Source organism: Fructobacillus americanaquae, assembly GCF_024029775.1.
GTDB classification, from domain to species: Bacteria; Bacillota; Bacilli; order Lactobacillales; family Lactobacillaceae; genus Fructobacillus; species Fructobacillus americanaquae.
In genome coordinates this window covers 952,172-968,285 of the sequence record NZ_CP097122.1, presented here as the reverse complement: position 1 = coordinate 968,285, position 16,114 = coordinate 952,172, and the positions used below count along the sequence as shown (strand labels likewise).

14 protein-coding genes, 1 other RNA gene and 2 pseudogenes are annotated in these 16,114 nt (G+C 44.1%); all 17 read right to left on the bottom strand.

Annotated elements, in window-relative coordinates:
• Positions 1 to 126 precede the first annotated feature (126 nt).
• The 17 genes and pseudogenes from M3M36_RS04725 to fabF all read right to left on the bottom strand — a co-directional run bounded on the left by M3M36_RS04725 (position 127) and on the right by fabF (position 16,110).
• Positions 127 to 1,653 (bottom strand): bifunctional metallophosphatase/5'-nucleotidase, encoded by a 1,527-nt coding sequence (locus M3M36_RS04725; protein WP_252773454.1) that lies wholly within the window; start codon positions 1,651 to 1,653, stop codon positions 127 to 129.
• A 66-nt stretch (positions 1,654 to 1,719) separates the two neighbouring features.
• Positions 1,720 to 2,511 carry a phosphonate ABC transporter, permease protein PhnE gene (gene phnE, locus M3M36_RS04720; protein WP_252773453.1) on the bottom strand — a complete coding sequence of 264 codons (792 nt, stop codon included), beginning with the start codon at positions 2,509 to 2,511 and terminating at the stop codon, positions 1,720 to 1,722.
• Positions 2,511 to 3,293, bottom strand: a complete 783-nt coding sequence (gene phnE / locus M3M36_RS04715; protein WP_252773452.1) for a phosphonate ABC transporter, permease protein PhnE — start codon at positions 3,291 to 3,293, stop codon at positions 2,511 to 2,513. Before phnE (M3M36_RS04715) ends, phnE (M3M36_RS04720) begins: the two co-directional genes overlap by 1 nt.
• Positions 3,290 to 4,051, bottom strand: coding sequence for a phosphonate ABC transporter ATP-binding protein (phnC, locus tag M3M36_RS04710; RefSeq protein WP_252773451.1), 762 nt, complete (start codon positions 4,049 to 4,051; stop codon positions 3,290 to 3,292). The genes phnE (M3M36_RS04715) and phnC overlap by 4 nt, the downstream gene beginning before the upstream one ends.
• A gap of 97 nt (positions 4,052 to 4,148) precedes the next feature.
• Positions 4,149 to 5,111 carry a phosphate/phosphite/phosphonate ABC transporter substrate-binding protein gene (locus M3M36_RS04705; protein ID WP_252773450.1) on the bottom strand — a complete coding sequence of 321 codons (963 nt, stop codon included), beginning with the start codon at positions 5,109 to 5,111 and terminating at the stop codon, positions 4,149 to 4,151.
• Positions 5,112 to 5,339: 228 nt separating this feature from the next.
• Positions 5,340 to 5,579: pseudogene (locus M3M36_RS04700) on the bottom strand (phosphonate ABC transporter, permease protein PhnE); the annotation flags it as partial.
• 314 nt (positions 5,580 to 5,893) lie between these two features.
• Positions 5,894 to 6,250: a transfer-messenger RNA gene (ssrA, locus tag M3M36_RS04695) on the bottom strand.
• A gap of 58 nt (positions 6,251 to 6,308) precedes the next feature.
• On the bottom strand, positions 6,309 to 7,532 hold the full coding sequence (locus M3M36_RS06975) for an immunoglobulin-like domain-containing protein (RefSeq protein ID WP_338029140.1): 1,224 nt from the start codon (positions 7,530 to 7,532) through the stop codon (positions 6,309 to 6,311).
• A 54-nt stretch (positions 7,533 to 7,586) separates the two neighbouring features.
• Positions 7,587 to 7,964 (bottom strand): annotated as a pseudogene (locus M3M36_RS06970) (bacterial Ig-like domain-containing protein); the annotation flags it as partial.
• 18 nt (positions 7,965 to 7,982) lie between these two features.
• Positions 7,983 to 9,656, bottom strand: coding sequence for a bacterial Ig-like domain-containing protein (locus tag M3M36_RS04685; protein WP_252773448.1), 1,674 nt, complete (start codon positions 9,654 to 9,656; stop codon positions 7,983 to 7,985).
• A 5-nt stretch (positions 9,657 to 9,661) separates the two neighbouring features.
• Entirely contained in the window at positions 9,662 to 10,447 is a 786-nt protein-coding gene (locus M3M36_RS04680; RefSeq protein WP_252773447.1) for a KxYKxGKxW signal peptide domain-containing protein, read from the bottom strand.
• Between the two features lie 287 nt (positions 10,448 to 10,734).
• Positions 10,735 to 11,532, bottom strand: a complete 798-nt coding sequence (gene accA, locus M3M36_RS04675) for a carboxyltransferase subunit alpha (RefSeq protein WP_252773446.1) — start codon at positions 11,530 to 11,532, stop codon at positions 10,735 to 10,737.
• Entirely contained in the window at positions 11,532 to 12,374 is an 843-nt protein-coding gene (gene accD, locus M3M36_RS04670) for an acetyl-CoA carboxylase, carboxyltransferase subunit beta (protein ID WP_252773445.1), read from the bottom strand. Before accD ends, accA begins: the two co-directional genes overlap by 1 nt.
• 97 nt (positions 12,375 to 12,471) lie before the next feature.
• The gene (locus tag M3M36_RS04665) at positions 12,472 to 13,854 is read right to left on the bottom strand and encodes an acetyl-CoA carboxylase biotin carboxylase subunit (RefSeq protein ID WP_252773444.1); all 1,383 of its coding nucleotides are present in this window, start codon (positions 13,852 to 13,854) and stop codon (positions 12,472 to 12,474) included.
• 1 nt (position 13,855) lies between these two features.
• Complete coding sequence (fabZ, locus tag M3M36_RS04660; RefSeq protein WP_252773443.1) at positions 13,856 to 14,287, bottom strand: 3-hydroxyacyl-ACP dehydratase FabZ; 432 nt, start codon at positions 14,285 to 14,287, stop codon at positions 13,856 to 13,858.
• Between the two features lie 80 nt (positions 14,288 to 14,367).
• Positions 14,368 to 14,844 (bottom strand): acetyl-CoA carboxylase biotin carboxyl carrier protein, encoded by a 477-nt coding sequence (gene accB, locus M3M36_RS04655; RefSeq protein WP_252773442.1) that lies wholly within the window; start codon positions 14,842 to 14,844, stop codon positions 14,368 to 14,370.
• A gap of 15 nt (positions 14,845 to 14,859) precedes the next feature.
• Positions 14,860 to 16,110: a beta-ketoacyl-ACP synthase II gene (gene fabF / locus M3M36_RS04650; RefSeq protein WP_252773441.1), complete on the bottom strand. Its 1,251-nt coding sequence runs from the start codon at positions 16,108 to 16,110 to the stop codon at positions 14,860 to 14,862.
• Positions 16,111 to 16,114: the final 4 nt, after the last annotated feature.

The following is a 16,114-nucleotide window of genomic DNA, read 5'->3' as shown; positions in this document are numbered from 1 at the left end:
GAAATCAAGGGTGCCAGAGTCAGGGCTAACAAGCCTGTAAGCAATCAAACAGTCAAACAGACTAAAACTTCATCATCGATAAAAAAGCAGGTTTCATACCCAAATTGGGATCTGAAACCTGCTTTTTTAGTTAACAACGTGGATATTCGTTGGCTGATCAATCCTGATTTTTGGATGTTGTCGCAGATAATCAACAATCAGCTGAGCAACGTCCGTTTGCCCCTCACGGACAACTTGATTACGGTTAAAAATACTATTGCCAGCTCCACCAGCGCGATAATTGTTCACCACGACCTCGTATTTTGCTTCTGGTTGGATGGCTTGCCCGCCGACCATCACAGCGCTAATTCGCTGGCCACGTGGCTTTTTTACATCCAACTTATACGCGACCCCACTCCAAATATCCTCATTAAAATGAGCTGGCTTTGGATAAAGATAGTCTAAGCTAACCATTGGCTGACCATCCTGCCAATCAAAATAATTAGCGTTCTGTTCCAAAGCCAACACAAGTTCTGCTCCCGTTAGCGCAACAACCGCCAGAGTATTTCGGTAGATATAATTAGTCATCACATCTCGAATCGTGACCGTATTATCAAAGCCCCGCATTTCATCATTAAAAATGGCATTAGCAGAAATTTTTGCTCCAGTTGCAGCCATCTGAACCCGGTTAATCAACTCCGTAAAGGGATGGCCATGGAGACGAGCGGAAAAATGATCCGTGATCCGCATGTTATCCCCAACATGGCCAACGGGTTCGTCCAACCACTGATTGACCCGGTTCAACAATGGCTCTGCTAGCGCCATAATCGCCAAGTTTTCACCAGCCGTTGCCGTTGCAATCGTTTTTGCTGCAACCTGTTGATCGGACAAGGTGATTACCCCAACATGGTCGCCACGATAGCCAGGCTGTGTGATTGGCTTACCATTAACAACTTCTGCTAGTGTGCGGTGCTGGTGCCCCGTCACCAGTGCATCAACCCCTTCAATCGTCAATAAATCAGTTCCCTGATTTTCCTGAGTGAGCGGTTCCAGGGCTTGCCCTGTTTTTAAATCACGATTAAAACCGCCATGATAAGCAACCACGATTTTGTCCACTTGGAAGCGGAGATCAGCAACCAGGTTTGAAACAATCTTGACCGGATCTTGAAAAAGCAAGCCCTTGATGTTTTCAGGTTTTTCCCAATGGGGAATGTACTGGGTGGTGACTCCAATGACTGCCACCTTCAAGCCACCTTTTTCAAAGATTTGGTATGGACGCCCAATAAAAGGATTCTTCGTGTCTTTATCCAAGATATTCGCATTTAAGAGCGTCTGATCATCATGCAAAACTTCTTCTAAGTAGGTCCGACCATAGTTAAATTCATGATTACCCAAAATGCGAACTTCGTAACCAACCGTTGCCACTAAATTCCGGTACAGGCTTCCCTCTGCACTCGCCTGTTTTTCAACATAGTCGGTTAGCGGGGAACCTTGGATAAAATCACCGTTTTCGATGGTAATCACCAGGTCCTCGGTCGCTGCTTGCTTTTCTTGTTCGACAACCGTCGCTGCTCGAGCTAAGCCAAAGCCATTATTTTGCAATGGCCGACGGAAGTCGTCACCCGTAAAATACCCGTGCACATCGGAAGTCGATAAAATTTTAACCTGCACCATTATTACCCCTTTTGACCAAAGAAAGGGAGAGATGACCAGCATATCCCCTTATAAAATGTTATTTTTTTATACAAAGCGCTTCCGGATCTGGCCGGAAATAAAGTCAATGACCGTCACCATGACCACAATGCCAATCAAAATAATACCCACGCGTGGCCATGACCGTGTTGATAAGGCAAAAATCAATGGTGCCCCAACACCACCAGCACCAACAATTCCCAAAATAGAAGCCGATCGAACAGAAATTTCAAAACGGTAGAGCGTATAATTCATAAACTCTGGTAAAACTGCTGGGAAGGTGGCCATTGACAAGCCATCTAAAGAAGATCCACCAGCTGCTGCAATGGCCTCATTTGGGCCACGGTCGATATTTTCAATCGCTTCAGCAAATAGCTTCCCCATCATGCCAACGGAATGGAAACCAAGGGCCAAAACCCCGGCATAGGCCCCAGGACCAACGGCCTTCGTGAACATAATTGCCAACACAAGTTCTGGAAAAACACGAATCACCGTTAACAACAATTTTCCGGAAGCTGATTTGGCTGAGAAAAAATTTTTCTTCGTTTTTGCAGCCCAAAAAGCCAGAGGAACCGCCAAAACAGCCGAAATAAAGGTCCCCAAAAAGGCAATGGCCAAGGTTTCGAGTAAGGCTGTCAGCAGATCCTCCCCGTCGCCTGAATAAACATAGGACCAATCAGGGTGAATGATTCCATTAACAATTGACCCTAAAACCTGACCGGCAGTACTTTTAATGCCATTAATTGGAACACCTGAAAAGCCCCAAGCAAAAATGGCGATTACCAGGGCTCCAATCACCCACGGTTGAATCTTTTGCCAGCTACTTCTTTTTTCAATCATTAAGCCAACGCCTCCCGCAACTGATTTGAAATGGTGTCAACAATGACCACCACCACTAAAATCGATAAAATCACCACAGCAGTCCGATCATAACGGAACATCTCCAAGGTAGTATTCAAATAAAGTCCAATTCCCCCGGCACCCAAATACCCCAGAACCGTTGAGGCGCGAACATTAATTTCAAGCGTATAGAGGAAGAAACTCAAAAACTGATTAAAGACCTGTGGAACAACTGCAAAGACAATGATTTGAACACTATTGGCACCGGCCGCCTTCATTGCATCCAGTGGTCCTTCATCGATTGTTTCAATTGCTTCGTATAATAGCTTAAAGACCATTCCAAAAGAGAAGACCGCTAAAGCACAGACCCCGGAAAAAGCCCCAATACCAACAACCGCAACAAACAAGGCGGCTAACAGCATTTCTGGCAGTGACCGGGTCAGATTCATCAAAAAACGTACCAGACCACGAACATAGGGATTTTTAACAATATTACCTGCTGCTAATAGTGAGACTGGAATGGCAGCCACACCACCAATCAAGGTTCCAACTAGCGCCATCTGAATCGTTTGCGCAATCGGTGATAAAATGGCCGGCAAGTAAGACCAATCCGGGTTCGACATCTTGACCCACAAATCAAAGAACTGATCCCAGGAAAAATTTTGTCCTGCCCCCGTCATCATCCCCGATAGCAAGGTCAACAGGATAAAAAGGATGAACAAACTAAAACCAACAAGGTGCCATTCCTTTGCAAAACTGCGTTTTGGTAAGTTCTCCATCATCGGTCACCCACTTCTGCATAAATCTTTTGAAAATCAGAAGCCTGAACTTCGGCGATTGGCTTATCATAGACTAATTTTCCAGCCTTTAAACCAACAATCCGAGTGGCATAATCCATGGCTAACTCCATCGAGTGCAAGTTAGCCACAATCGTCAAACCATCCTCTTCGTTTAACCGCTTCAAGTCATCCATCACGACTTTTGTGGTCTTAGGATCCAAACCAGATACTGGTTCATCAGCTAAGAATACAGCCGGTTCCTGCATCAAAGCACGCGCAATGCCCACTCGCTGCTGCTGGCCACCAGATAAGTCACGTGCCTTCATATAATACTTATCGAGCAAGTTAACTCGTTTTAAACTTTTGACGGCTCGATCCTGGTCTTCCCTAGTAAAGAGCCCCAAAGTCGATTGCCAAGTTCGATAGTAACCAACCCGTCCAGAAAGGACATTGCGAGCAACCGTTGACCGCTTGACTAAGTTATAGTTTTGAAAAATCATGGCAATATTGCGCCTTAGAGTCCGCAATTCTTTACCGGCTGCCTTAGTAATTTCTTCACCATCAATCAAGATATGGCCATCTGTCACGTCATGTAAGCGATTGATCGCCCGTAATAGCGTTGATTTGCCGGCTCCTGACAGACCAACAATGACCACAAACTCGCTCGCTTCAATATCAAGATTAATATTATCTAGGCCAACAACTCCATTAGGGTACACCTTGGAAACGCCTTCTACTTTAATCGTGCCCTTTTTTGACATGTAAACTTCCTTTTTCTGTCTTGCAACAAGTTCTAATTCGTATATAAAAAGGTCGCCACCATCCAAGATGGCGGCGACCTTTCTTCACAAAATCATTTTACTTAATTTTGTTCATCGTCTGATCATAACTGCGGATGTCATCAAAGTTTGAATCCTTTGAGTCGGTCACACCGGCCCATGAATAAACATCGTTAAAGACTTTCTTTCCTTCGTCCGTCTTTAAAACCGCAATAATCGCAGCCTTAATCTTGTCTGAATCAGAGCTTGAAATATCCTTACGCAAAGTAATGGTATCGTTTGGAATACCCTTTGTGTAGTAAAGAACACGTGTGTTCTTAAAGACGTCTGGCTGATCCTTCTTGACCACATTTCGTGCGTCATCGAAGATAAAGGCAGCGTCAGTGTCCCCGTTCAATACAGACATTACACCTTGATCATGTCCCTTGACTTGAACAAGTGTTGAATCTTTGACAACGTTAACACCCTTCTTATAAAGCTCAACTGTTGGGTAAATGTACCCAGCTGATGAGGTAGCACCCTGGACAGCAATCTTCTTCCCCTTCAAATCATTGATTGACTTGATTGGTGAATCTGCCTTAACCAGAACCATTGACTTGTAACTATTAACTAACTTATCAGTTGTTGCACCAGTGTTGTCATCCTTCATGCCCAAGCGTGTTGATTGCAAGATAACTTTTGCACCATACTGCTTGTGAACTATAACATAACCATCAGGTGGCAAGAAGCCCATGTCCACCTTCTTTGAACCCATTGCTTCAATCACGGTGTTGTAATCCGTCGAGATTGAAACGTGAACCGGAATACCCAACTGCTTGCTAAGCAAGGTTTCCAATGGCTTAGCCTTAGCCAAAATGGTATCCGCCTGTGATGAAGGAACAAACTGAATGTTTAATTCCTTCAAAGACATCTTTTTGCTACTGCTTGATGAGTCAGTCGATGAATCCGAATGCTTTGAACCCGTAAAGGCAAAGAATCCTCCAATGACGACCACTAAGACAGCAATTGCTGCAATGATCTTCTTCGTAGCGCTATTCTGCATGATGCGATTCTCACTCCTCTATTCCCATAGGTGCTGATAAACTATGCAACTGCTTGATTGTGTGTTGACGATTAAGTAACTGAGCAAAAACTCAAATCTGCTTGTCCGCAACACTTAAATTATCACGTAGATTAAATGAATATTCAAGTAAATTTACCTCAAAAACAAGAATATTTTTTTGTTTTTTCTTGTTATTTTAATTACAAAGACAACTATTGTCTGAAAAATCCGAATATTCATGAAAATAAAATCAATGACTGTGACCATAACCACAATTCCAATCAAAATCATCCCTACCCGTGGCCAGGATCTAGTCGAGAGAGCAAAAATCAGTGGTCCCCCTACCCCACCAGCACCGACAATTCCCAAAACCGAGGCGGAGCGAACGGCAATTTCAAACCGGTAGAGCGTATAATTCATGAACTCCGGTAAAACCGCTGGGAAAGTGGCCATGGTTAGGCCATTAAGGCTCGAACAAACAAAAAAGCGCACTTTTAAATGCGTTTCACAACCTGCATGCTTATAAGCACGATAGCTGATTATCTAAACCCGTTCCCGTTTCGGCATTGAATTCTGACAATATAACAATATCCGCTACCCTTTGCAATTCTTGCATATTTTGGACAAAATAAAAACGGCTATAAAAGCCGTCACATTGCTGCGGTGCAAGTGTTTTTTATCCTCTACTTTTATTGATTGTCAGTGACGTTCAGTGACGGTCAAAAAAACAAAATAGCTTAAAACTGGGATTTTTGACGTCTCTTGACGTCTCCTGATAGTACTAATGGACTCGAGGGGAGTCGAACCCCTGTCCAAACCGCCCGCCACACTAGCGTCTACATTCATAGGGCAATGATTGTTACCACAGCCAAAGCAGTCATTGTCCAGAACTTGACTCTGACTGGGAACCTAATTGATTTAAACTTAATCGTGCAGGCATCACCATTAAGCCGATCTGACCATTTATTAAACCAAGACCACCATGTCAGCATAACCATCTTGGCTACGAATCACTGGTTTTTAGGCAGCGACAGCGTAAGAGTTATTGTTTTTTGCAGTTAAATGTCTGCCCGCTTTACGCCCGGATGGCGGAATGCAGCTAATGCTCGTAACAGCCTGTCGAATTCCAAGACGAGCCCAAAACAAAAAGCCGAGGAAATCCCTCAGCTTTCATTATAACAAAAACTTCATTGCATATCAGTCAATTCCGTTTTTCTTGTTGCGCTTCATCAATAAAATCAGTCCAAAGGTAGCTGAAATCAAGCCAATTTCGAGTGCTTTTTGGCTTGTTGACTTTGCTTGATGACGACCTGTTTGTGGTAATACGCTAGTCGTTTGCGATGTGGCATTTACCTGACTACCAGCTTCGTAGCCCTGGTTTGATGTTCCACCAATCAAGTTTCGTCTCAAATCTTGATTCACTAACTGACTGGCACTATTTGTCGTCATTCCAGTGCTTGAATCCTGGTTAGCATTTGAAGCAGGGGCAACATTAGCAGCCACTGTAATCGTGACTGTCTGGGTAAAGACATTTCCACTGCCATCCGTATAGGTATAAGTGACTGGATATGATCCCGGTGTCTGCGTATCAACATTGCCGCTAACCGTGACCTTACTCAAGTCCACTGGTTGGCCATTTTCATCAGTGGCACCTGTGAAGTTATCTCCTGGCGTCCACTTGGTATTTGGTCCAGCAACCACTGTACTATTCTTGGCTGTTATCTCGCCTTGGCTAGCAATGACCGTCACGTTCGCTGTACTCGAGACAATGTTGCCGGCTGAATCGTGATAACTATAGGTTACCGAATAGATGTTTGGTTTTCCAGTATTAACACCACCATGAACGCCGATATGGTTACCATAGCTAATCGATTGTCCATTTTCATCCTGAGTAGCGACGAAGTTATCCTCCGGACTCCACTTGGTCTTTGGTCCAGCAACCAATGTGCTGTCCTGTGACTGAATTTTAGCTTGGCTAGCAACAACTGTTACAGTTGCCGGTTGGGTAACAACATTTCCTTGCCCGTCCGTATAGGAATACGTAATCGTATAGGTACCGACCGTCGACGGTTGAACCTGACCAGCCACTGAAACCTGAATAGCACTGATTGGCTGGCCGTTTTCATCCGTTGCCTTGGTCAAAGTGTCCTGCGTTGACCAGTGGCTCTGTGGCCCAGCAATAATCGTTTCATCTTTGGTGACAATTGTTGCTTGACTAGGAACAACATCAACCTCCGTGGTCTTGGTATAAGTATTACCACGACCATCAGTATAAGAGTAGGTCAGTGGGTACGTCCCCACCTGATTAGGGTTTACCGTTCCAGTCACGGTTATCTGATTAATATTAATTGGATGACCATATTCATCGGTAGCGCTTTGCAAATTTTCTTGCTTGTACCACTGGTTTTGAGGACCCGCCACTAACTTAACCGTTTGAGTCGTTAAGCTTCCTTGACTAGGCACAACCGTAATCGTAGCCGGTTTTGAAACGGTATTTCGCTGATCATCAGTATAAGAATAGGTCACCGTATAAGTTCCCGGTACTTGGGTATTCACACTACCAGAAACCTTCGCCTGATTAGGATTAATACTATTGCCATATTCATCTTGCAAATCAGCAATATTATCCTTAGAAGACCATTGTGTGTTTGGACCGGCAATTAGCGTGCTATTTTCTGGAACAACATTAGCCTTGCTGCTAACTACTGTCACTGTTGCTGTTGCAGTATTTCCTGAGCGGTCAGTATAAGTATAAGTAACTGGGTACTTGCCAGCTTGATTCGTATCCACATTGCCAGAAACGGCTAGCTGACTCAAATCAATGGTATTACCACTTTCATCTGTTGCTGAAACAAAATTATCCTTGGAATGCTATTGCGTATTTGGTCCAGCAACCAAAGTACTATCCTTGGTGACTACACCATTTTTACTAGAAACAACCGTTACATTAATTGTTTTCGCATAGGAATTTCCTTGACTATCGGTGTAAGTATAAGTAATTGGATAAACTCCTGGCGTCTGAGCGTCGACATTGCCTGTCGTTTGAACTTGGGAAAAATCAACCTGCTGGCCTGTGTCGTCCGTGGCTGTCAAGAAGTTATCTTTTGCTGACCATTGCACGTTTGGACCGGCAACAACCGTACTATCCTGCGCATTAACACTAGCCTGACTGGCGACAACAGTCACAGTGGCAGGGGTACTGTGATAGTATCCTTGCTGGTCAACATAGCTAGAGGTGACTTGGTAGTTACCTGGTTGTTGTGGATTAACATTGCCAGAAACCTGTACTTGGTTAATTGCTAGTGGATTACCATTAGCATCTGTCGCCGTTTGTAAATTATCACTTGGCTTCCAAGTTGTCTTTGGCCCTGCAATCAAGGTACTGTTTTGTCCCTGAAGCTGTGTTTGATTATCCTTAACGGTCACGTTCGCGACAACCTTGAAGGACTTTCCTTGGCCATCCGTATAACTATAAGTGACAGGATAGGTACCAGCTTTGCTGGTATCTACATTACCAGAAATACTGATTTTACTAATATCAACTGGATGACCATATTCATCAGTGGCAGCCGTTAAATTGTCCGCCGGTTTCCAGCTATCATTAACAAAAATTGTGCTATCCTTTACAGTCAAAGCGCTTTGACTATTAATGACAGTGACATTTACTTGCTGTGTATGTTGGTTACCGCTAGCATCCGTATAGCTATAAGTAACAGGATATGTCCCTGGGGTGCTAGTATCAACATTACCGGAAACCTGAACCTGACTTAAATCAAGAATATTCCCATTTTCATCGGTAGCACTGGTAATGTTTGCACTGGGATTCCACTTTGTATTGACAACTAAGGTACTGTCCTTGGCTTGCAGACTACTTTTACTTGGAACAACGGTAACAGTAACCGTCTTGGTAATCGTTTTGCCAGCAGTATCGGTATAAGTATAGTTAATTGGATAAGAACCCGGAATCGTCGTTTGCACTGAACCACTGACTTGTACCTTACTTAAGTCAACACCTGAGTCATTTTGGTCCACGGCACTTAAGAAGTTTTGGCTAGGAGACCATTGGGCGCTAGGGCCGGCAACAATCGTACTATCCTGTGCATTCAAGGTCGTTTGCCCACTATTCTTATCATAAACAACATTGTAAACCAGCTGACCCGAATCATTGTTAACCATCAATGACGAAAAATAAGTGGATTGATTACTTTCGACCGTATAGCCAGGAATCGTTGGTGCAGTGACTGAGACAAAATTATTACTGTTTACCCCACTGGCCAACTGCCAATCAGTATAAGTTGGTTGGTTGTTAACCAAGGTTCCCTGCCGCCGATAAATGGCAGACTGAACCGTTGAGGCCGCATTTTTATTACCATTTTGATCGACATAGTTGATGGTCCGCGAAACCGTGTTATTTTGTACTGGAGCAAAAGTAAATGAATCGACTGAAACCGTTTGTAAGTTGCTATATGCACCAGTTGATCCTCCAATTGTTAGAGCCAATGAATATTGGAAATCAGTAACTGGAATGGTAAATGTGTGTCCCAAGTACGTCAGTCCCAATGGTGGAAGGCAATCCCAATGCCATCGGCTCCAGCATAATTCTGTAATTTGCTGCCGAGGTTAATCGTTCCGTGTAATTCAAAGGCATCATTAGCATTAATCCTAGTATTCAGACTGATATTTCCCTTGAGTTCACCTTGGTCAGTCGTTAAAGTCGTAGTATTTGTGTCAGCATCATAGGTTGCCGAGCCGTTTAATTTAAACCACTGCAAAAAATTATTCTTGGTAACCGTAACTGATAAATTATCATCGGTCACTGGTTGACTCGTGCCCAACGCAGCATCACTGGCATCGCGGAAGTCCAAGGTTGACTGTGTTTGGCTACTCTGGCTACTATTTGAAGCAGCGGTACTGCCTTCCTGTTGAGTTTGTGACTGAGTGGTACTTTCACTAGTAGCGCTACTAGTGTCCTGCCCCTGACCACTGCCCGTTGCCGAAGTGTCATTATTGTTTGTATTTTCTTGTATACTGGCACTTTGTGAAACAGTATTTTGACTCGTTGTACTTTGTGGATTCAATCCCTGAGCAACCGCACTTTGACTGTCTGTACTAGCAGTACTCTCCACCTGTGAACTGGCAGTCTGACTCTGTTGAGCAGTTGAGTCACTTGTATTCTCTGTATCGACAGATTTCGTTGCTGTTTGCGAACTAGAAACATCATCGGCTTGAGCCTGCTGGTGAACACCTGCGATGGCAAACATCCTAGCACCTGCTAAAGCTGTTACCCATAATTTTTTAGCCTTATATAATTTGTATGTTTGTTGTTCATAGTCCATTCTCCTCTATGAAAAAATAATAACATTTCTATCTATTGATTTTAATTATATTTCTTTTTGATTACTTTAATAAAAATAATTTTATTAAATTTCCAGTGAAAAATACACTTTGTTTCTGACCGCATCACCTTTAATCAACAAATCTACCAGACATTAATAAAAAAAGCCCAATACTATAAAGTATCAGGCTGATAATTATAAAAACGCTGGACCTGTCCTCAAACTGGACGTCGACTTCCTTGGCGAGATCATTTTTTCATGATCCACATCCACATTTTATTTTTGCTTTAAAAGGACCGAAAACGCTGCCGTCGTTGTTGAATCAGCTCATCATCAGACAGTGTCTGTAATTCTTGAATTTCACTCGACAGCTTTTCCTTCATGCCATTAAAAATTTTACTATGATTATGTCCTTCAGGAATAACCAGGTCAATCACGTTTTTCTTCAGCAAATCAGCGGCAGTTAAGCCCATAATGTTAGCAGCTTCGTCGGCTCGCTTGGCGTCCTTCCACAAAATCGAAGCAAAGCCTTCAGGTGACAAAATTGAGTATGTTGCATTTTCAAACATCCACACCTGATCAGCTGTGGCCAATGCCAAGGCACCACCCGAACCACCTTCACCATAAATAATGGAAATGATCGGAACTGGCAACTTCATTGACTTCAGAATTGACTGAGCAATGGCTTCGCCTTGGCCCAAGGCTTCAGCATCCTTACCGGGAAAGGCACCAGGTGTATTCACAAAGGTCACAATTGGCCGGTGAAACTTTGCTGCTTGTTCCATCAAGCGTTGGGCTTTTCGGTAACCCCAGGGCTGTGGTGATCCATTGCGTTTAGACAACTTATCATTAATGTCCGTACCCTTATCGATCGCAATCACAGTGACAGGTTGACCGTTTAATCGTGCCAAACCACCGATAACTGATTTGTCATCGCCATAAAAACGGTCGCCATGTAATTCAATGAAATCATCAAAGATACCATTAATCAATTCGCGCGCCATAAAGCGGTCCTCGCGAGACTTTTTCACCACTTCAGCTGGGTCGATTTCTTTTTTAAACAATGTCTTAATAAATTCGAACATTATTCAGCCTCCTGTTGGTGTGATGACACAATATCAGCAATCATGTCAGCCATCTCTTGGCGAGGAACAATCTTATCAACAAAACCGTTCTCCAAAAGGGTTTCCACTCGCTGGAAATCCTTTGGTAACTTTTCATGAATCGTTGATTCGATAACGCGAGCGCCAGCGAAACCAACCAATGCGTGTGGTTCAGCCAACGTAACGTCACCCTGCATTGCAAAGGAAGCAGTCACCCCACCGGTTGTTGGGTCTGTCAGCACAACTAAATACAACAAGCCCGCTTCTTGGTGTGCGGCAACTGCAGCTGATACCTTGGCCATCTGCATCAAGGAATTGATTCCTTCTTGCATTCGCGCTCCACCAGAGGCGGTAAACATCACAACTGGCAAACGATTCTCTGTGGCGTATTCGAAGAGGCGCGTAATCTTTTCACCAGTCATTGAGCCCAGTGACGCCATCATAAAGTAAGCATCCATGATACCCAAGGCAACCTTTTCGCCTTCAATAGTGGCTGTACCAGTCAAAACAGACTCGTTCATCTCAGTCTGCTTCTTAGCCCGCGCTAATTTTTCCTCATAGCCAGGAAAATCAGAATGATCAATCGTCAAATCAGCGTTGATTTCGACAAAGTCTTCCGTCAATAAAGCAACCCGTTCGTGTGCCTGCAAACGGAAGCCATAGTCGCACTTTGGACAAACACGGTATGGTCCCAACTCCTTGTTATAAATCTGTTCGCCACAGTATGGGCATGCCAGAAAGAGACCATCAGGAATCCGATCCTTAATAGCATCCGTCACCTTAATCTTATTTTGTTCAGGTTTTTTTGAATTAAATAAATCCATAATCTTTTGGGCTCTGCCCTCTCCCCTCATCACTGTTTGGGTCTAAAGTTTCTTAAGCAAGTGAAAGCCGCTCAAAGGCGGCTTTCATCAAGAAATTTTATTTACCAGCCCGTTCAGCCTGTTTTTCTTCCCACTTTGGCATAAATGTATCTTCAAGGTACTTCGTTCCAAAGTTATCTGTCAAAACGTTTTCATCCAACAACAATGCCTTTTGGAAAGACTGTGATGTCGAAACGCCCACTAAGGAAGTTTCATCAACCATTCGTTCCAATTTAGCTAATGCTTCCCCTCGAGTTTCATCATGAGCAATCAGCTTTGCAATCATTGAATCATAGAAAGGCTGGATTGTATCACCATTATAAAGGGCTGAATCGATTCGAACCCCTGGTCCACCGGTTGGCAAGAAGACAAAGTCAACCTTCCCAGCACTAGGGGCAAAATTAGCTTCTGGCTTTTCAGCCGTCAAACGCATTTCAACGGCATGGCCGCTAATTTGAATGTCAGCTTGCTTTAACTTCAATTCGTCACCAGCAGCAACTTCGACCTGCAAGCGAACCAGATCCAAGCCCGTCACCATTTCAGTTACTGGATGCTCAACCTGAATACGAGTATTCATTTCCATGAAGTAGAACTTACCTTCTTGGTCTTGCAAGAATTCAATCGTTCCAGTATTTTCATAGTCAATCGCGTTCACGGCCTTTGTAACAATATCCATCAACTCTTCACGCATTGTTGGTGTTACAGAAGCGGCTGGTGATTCTTCCATCACCTTTTGGTTACGACGTTGCAAAGAACAGTTTCGTTCTGGCAAGCAAATCACGTTGCCAAATTGGTCGCGAATCACTTGCATTTCGATATGGCGGACATCCGTCATCACCTTTTCGATGTACATATGATCATCGCCATAGGACAACTGAGCTTCACTTTGGGCATTAACAAAGTTTTCTGCCAGTTCACCTTCTGAGTAAACAAAGCGCATTCCTTTACCACCACCACCAGCAGCAGCCTTCAGCAACAATGGGAATCCCGTCTTTTTCGAAACCGCAATGGCTTCATCGACATTATGGATATAGCCATCTGATCCAGGAATTACCGGAACACCTGCCTTGGTCATTTCTGCGCGGGCATGTTCTTTATTTCCCATCAAATCGATTGTTTCAGGGCGAGGACCAATCCATTTAATGTTGACATCACCGACCATTTCGGCAAATAGGGCATTTTCTGATAAAAACCCATAACCTGGGTGGATTGCTTCAGCACCCGTTAACAAGGCGGCCGTCACAACATTTTTCATGTTTAGGTAAGAATCAGCAGGCTTTGGGCCACCAACACAGATGGCCTCGTCTGCTACTTGAACGTGCAAAGAACCCTTATCAGCCGTTGAATAAATCGCAACCGTTTGGATGCCCATTTCCTTCAACGTCCGGATAATCCGCACGGCGATTTCGCCACGATTGGCTACCAATACTTTTTTAAACATCTTATTCTCCAACAATAAAGGTCAATTCAGCAGTTGTTGCCTTCTTACCGTTCACCCAGGCAATTCCTTTTCCTGAACCAACCGGGCCACGCAAACGATCCAAAATGACTTCTAAGCGCAATTGGTCACCAGGACGAACCATTTGACGGTAACGAGCCTTCTTAATCCCACCAAAATAAGCTGTCTTACCCTTGAACTCAGGCATTGAAAGCAAGGCAACAGCACCAGCTTGGGCCAATGCTTCAACTGTCAAAGCCCCTGGGAAAGTTGGGTTACCAGGGAAGTGTCCTTGGAAAATTTCTTCGTTAATTGAAATATTCTTGATGGCCACGCAACGCTCACCAGGTACTAATTCCTCAACCGTATCCAACATCAACATTGGGTAACGATGTGGAAGAATTTCTTGAATTTCCTTTGTGTTCAATTGAGTCATAGCTCTTCTCCTTTTAGCTGTCTATGTATATCCAAGCAACGCTTGGACAAGACGATCGGCCGAAATTGCCGTCTAATCTCTTAATCAGTTGTGACACGATAAAGTGACTTATCAAAGTCAACCACTTCTTCGTTATCAACCAAAACTTCAGCAATAGTACCAGAAACATCTGACTTGATTTCAGTCATCAACTTCATGGCTTCAATAATGGCAACTGTTTCGCCCTTTTCGACGTGGTCGCCAACACTCTTAAAGTTTGGTTCACCTGGCTTTGGTTGGAGATAAACCGTTCCGACCATTGGTGCCTTGATTTCTTTTCCAGCAGCTGCGGGTGCAGCTACTTCAGGTGCAGTAACTGGAGCTGTTGGTGTCTGGTTCACATCAGACTGTGCTGCTGGTGCACTCGGTGCTACTGGAGCTGGAACGTTGCCGCCTTGAACCTGCTCGTTCTTAGACAAGTGCAATGAAAATTCACCATCTTGGATATAAACATCGCGCAGAGTAGACTTTTCCAAGTCCTCCATCAATTCACGAATTTCTTTGACATTTAAATTCATTATTGAACTTCCCTCTTACCACTTCTTAAAGACAACAGCTGCGTTATGGCCACCAAAACCGTAGTTAGCAGACAAAACATATTCAGGAGCCGTATTCTTGTTCGATTCGTTCACCAAGTTAACCAACTTTGTGTGCTCATCTGGCTCAACAAATCCAACGTTAACTGGCAATTGACCGCGGTCGATGGCACCAACAGAGGCAACAGCTTCAATAGCACCAGCGGCACCCAAAAGGTGACCGGTCATTCCCTTGGTTGATGAAACCAAGACAGAATTTGGACCAAAAACAGAAGCAACAGCCTCGGCTTCACCTGAGTCGTTCGCACCGGTAGCAGTACCGTGGGCATTCAAATAAGTGATGTCTTCTGGCTTGATATCGGCGTCCTTCAAGGCTGCCTTCATTGCCCGAGCGGCTCCTTCACCATCAGGGGCAGGAGAAGTCATGTGATAAGCATCTGATGATGCACCGTAACCAACCACTTCGGCCAAAATGTTAGCCCCACGAGCCTCAGCATGTTCCAATGATTCCATTACAAGAATTCCTGAACCTTCACCCAAGACAAAACCATGACGGTTCTTGTCAAATGGCTTTGAAGCTTGTGTTGGATCTTCTTCCTTTGACAAAGCAGTCAAGGCAGCGAAACCAGCAATTCCAATTTCGTTAACAGTTGCTTCTGATCCACCAGTCAACATCACGTCTTCACGACCAGATTGGATGCGCCAGAAGGCTTCACCAATCGCGTTCGTAGCTGAAGCACAAGCAGTTACGACTGTGAAGTTCACACCACGAGCACCAAAGCGCAATGAAACGTTTCCCGAAACCATGTTTGGAATTGATTCAGGGACAAACAATGGTGAAACACGTTGCGGTCCCTTTTCGTGCATCTTAATCACTTGTTCTTGGATAGTCGTCAAACCACCAATTCCGTTTCCCAAGATAACACCAAAACGTTCGGAATTAGCAACCTTTGACTTTGCTTCTGAACCTTCATCAGGTAACAAGCCAGCTTGGTCCAATGCCTGGTAGGAAGCATCAATCGCATATTGTGAGAACAAATCCAACTTACGTGCATCACGTTTTCCTACGCGCAAAGCTGGATCAAAGCCGTCAACTTGTCCAGCAACTGAAATGCCAGTTTCAGTTGCATCAAACTTCGTGATTGGTTTAATTCCTAATTTTTCATCAAATAGGCCATCCAAGAAGGTCTTTGTATCATTTCCTAATGGGGTAACGGCCCCAATTCCAGTAATTACGACTCGTGTCATTGCC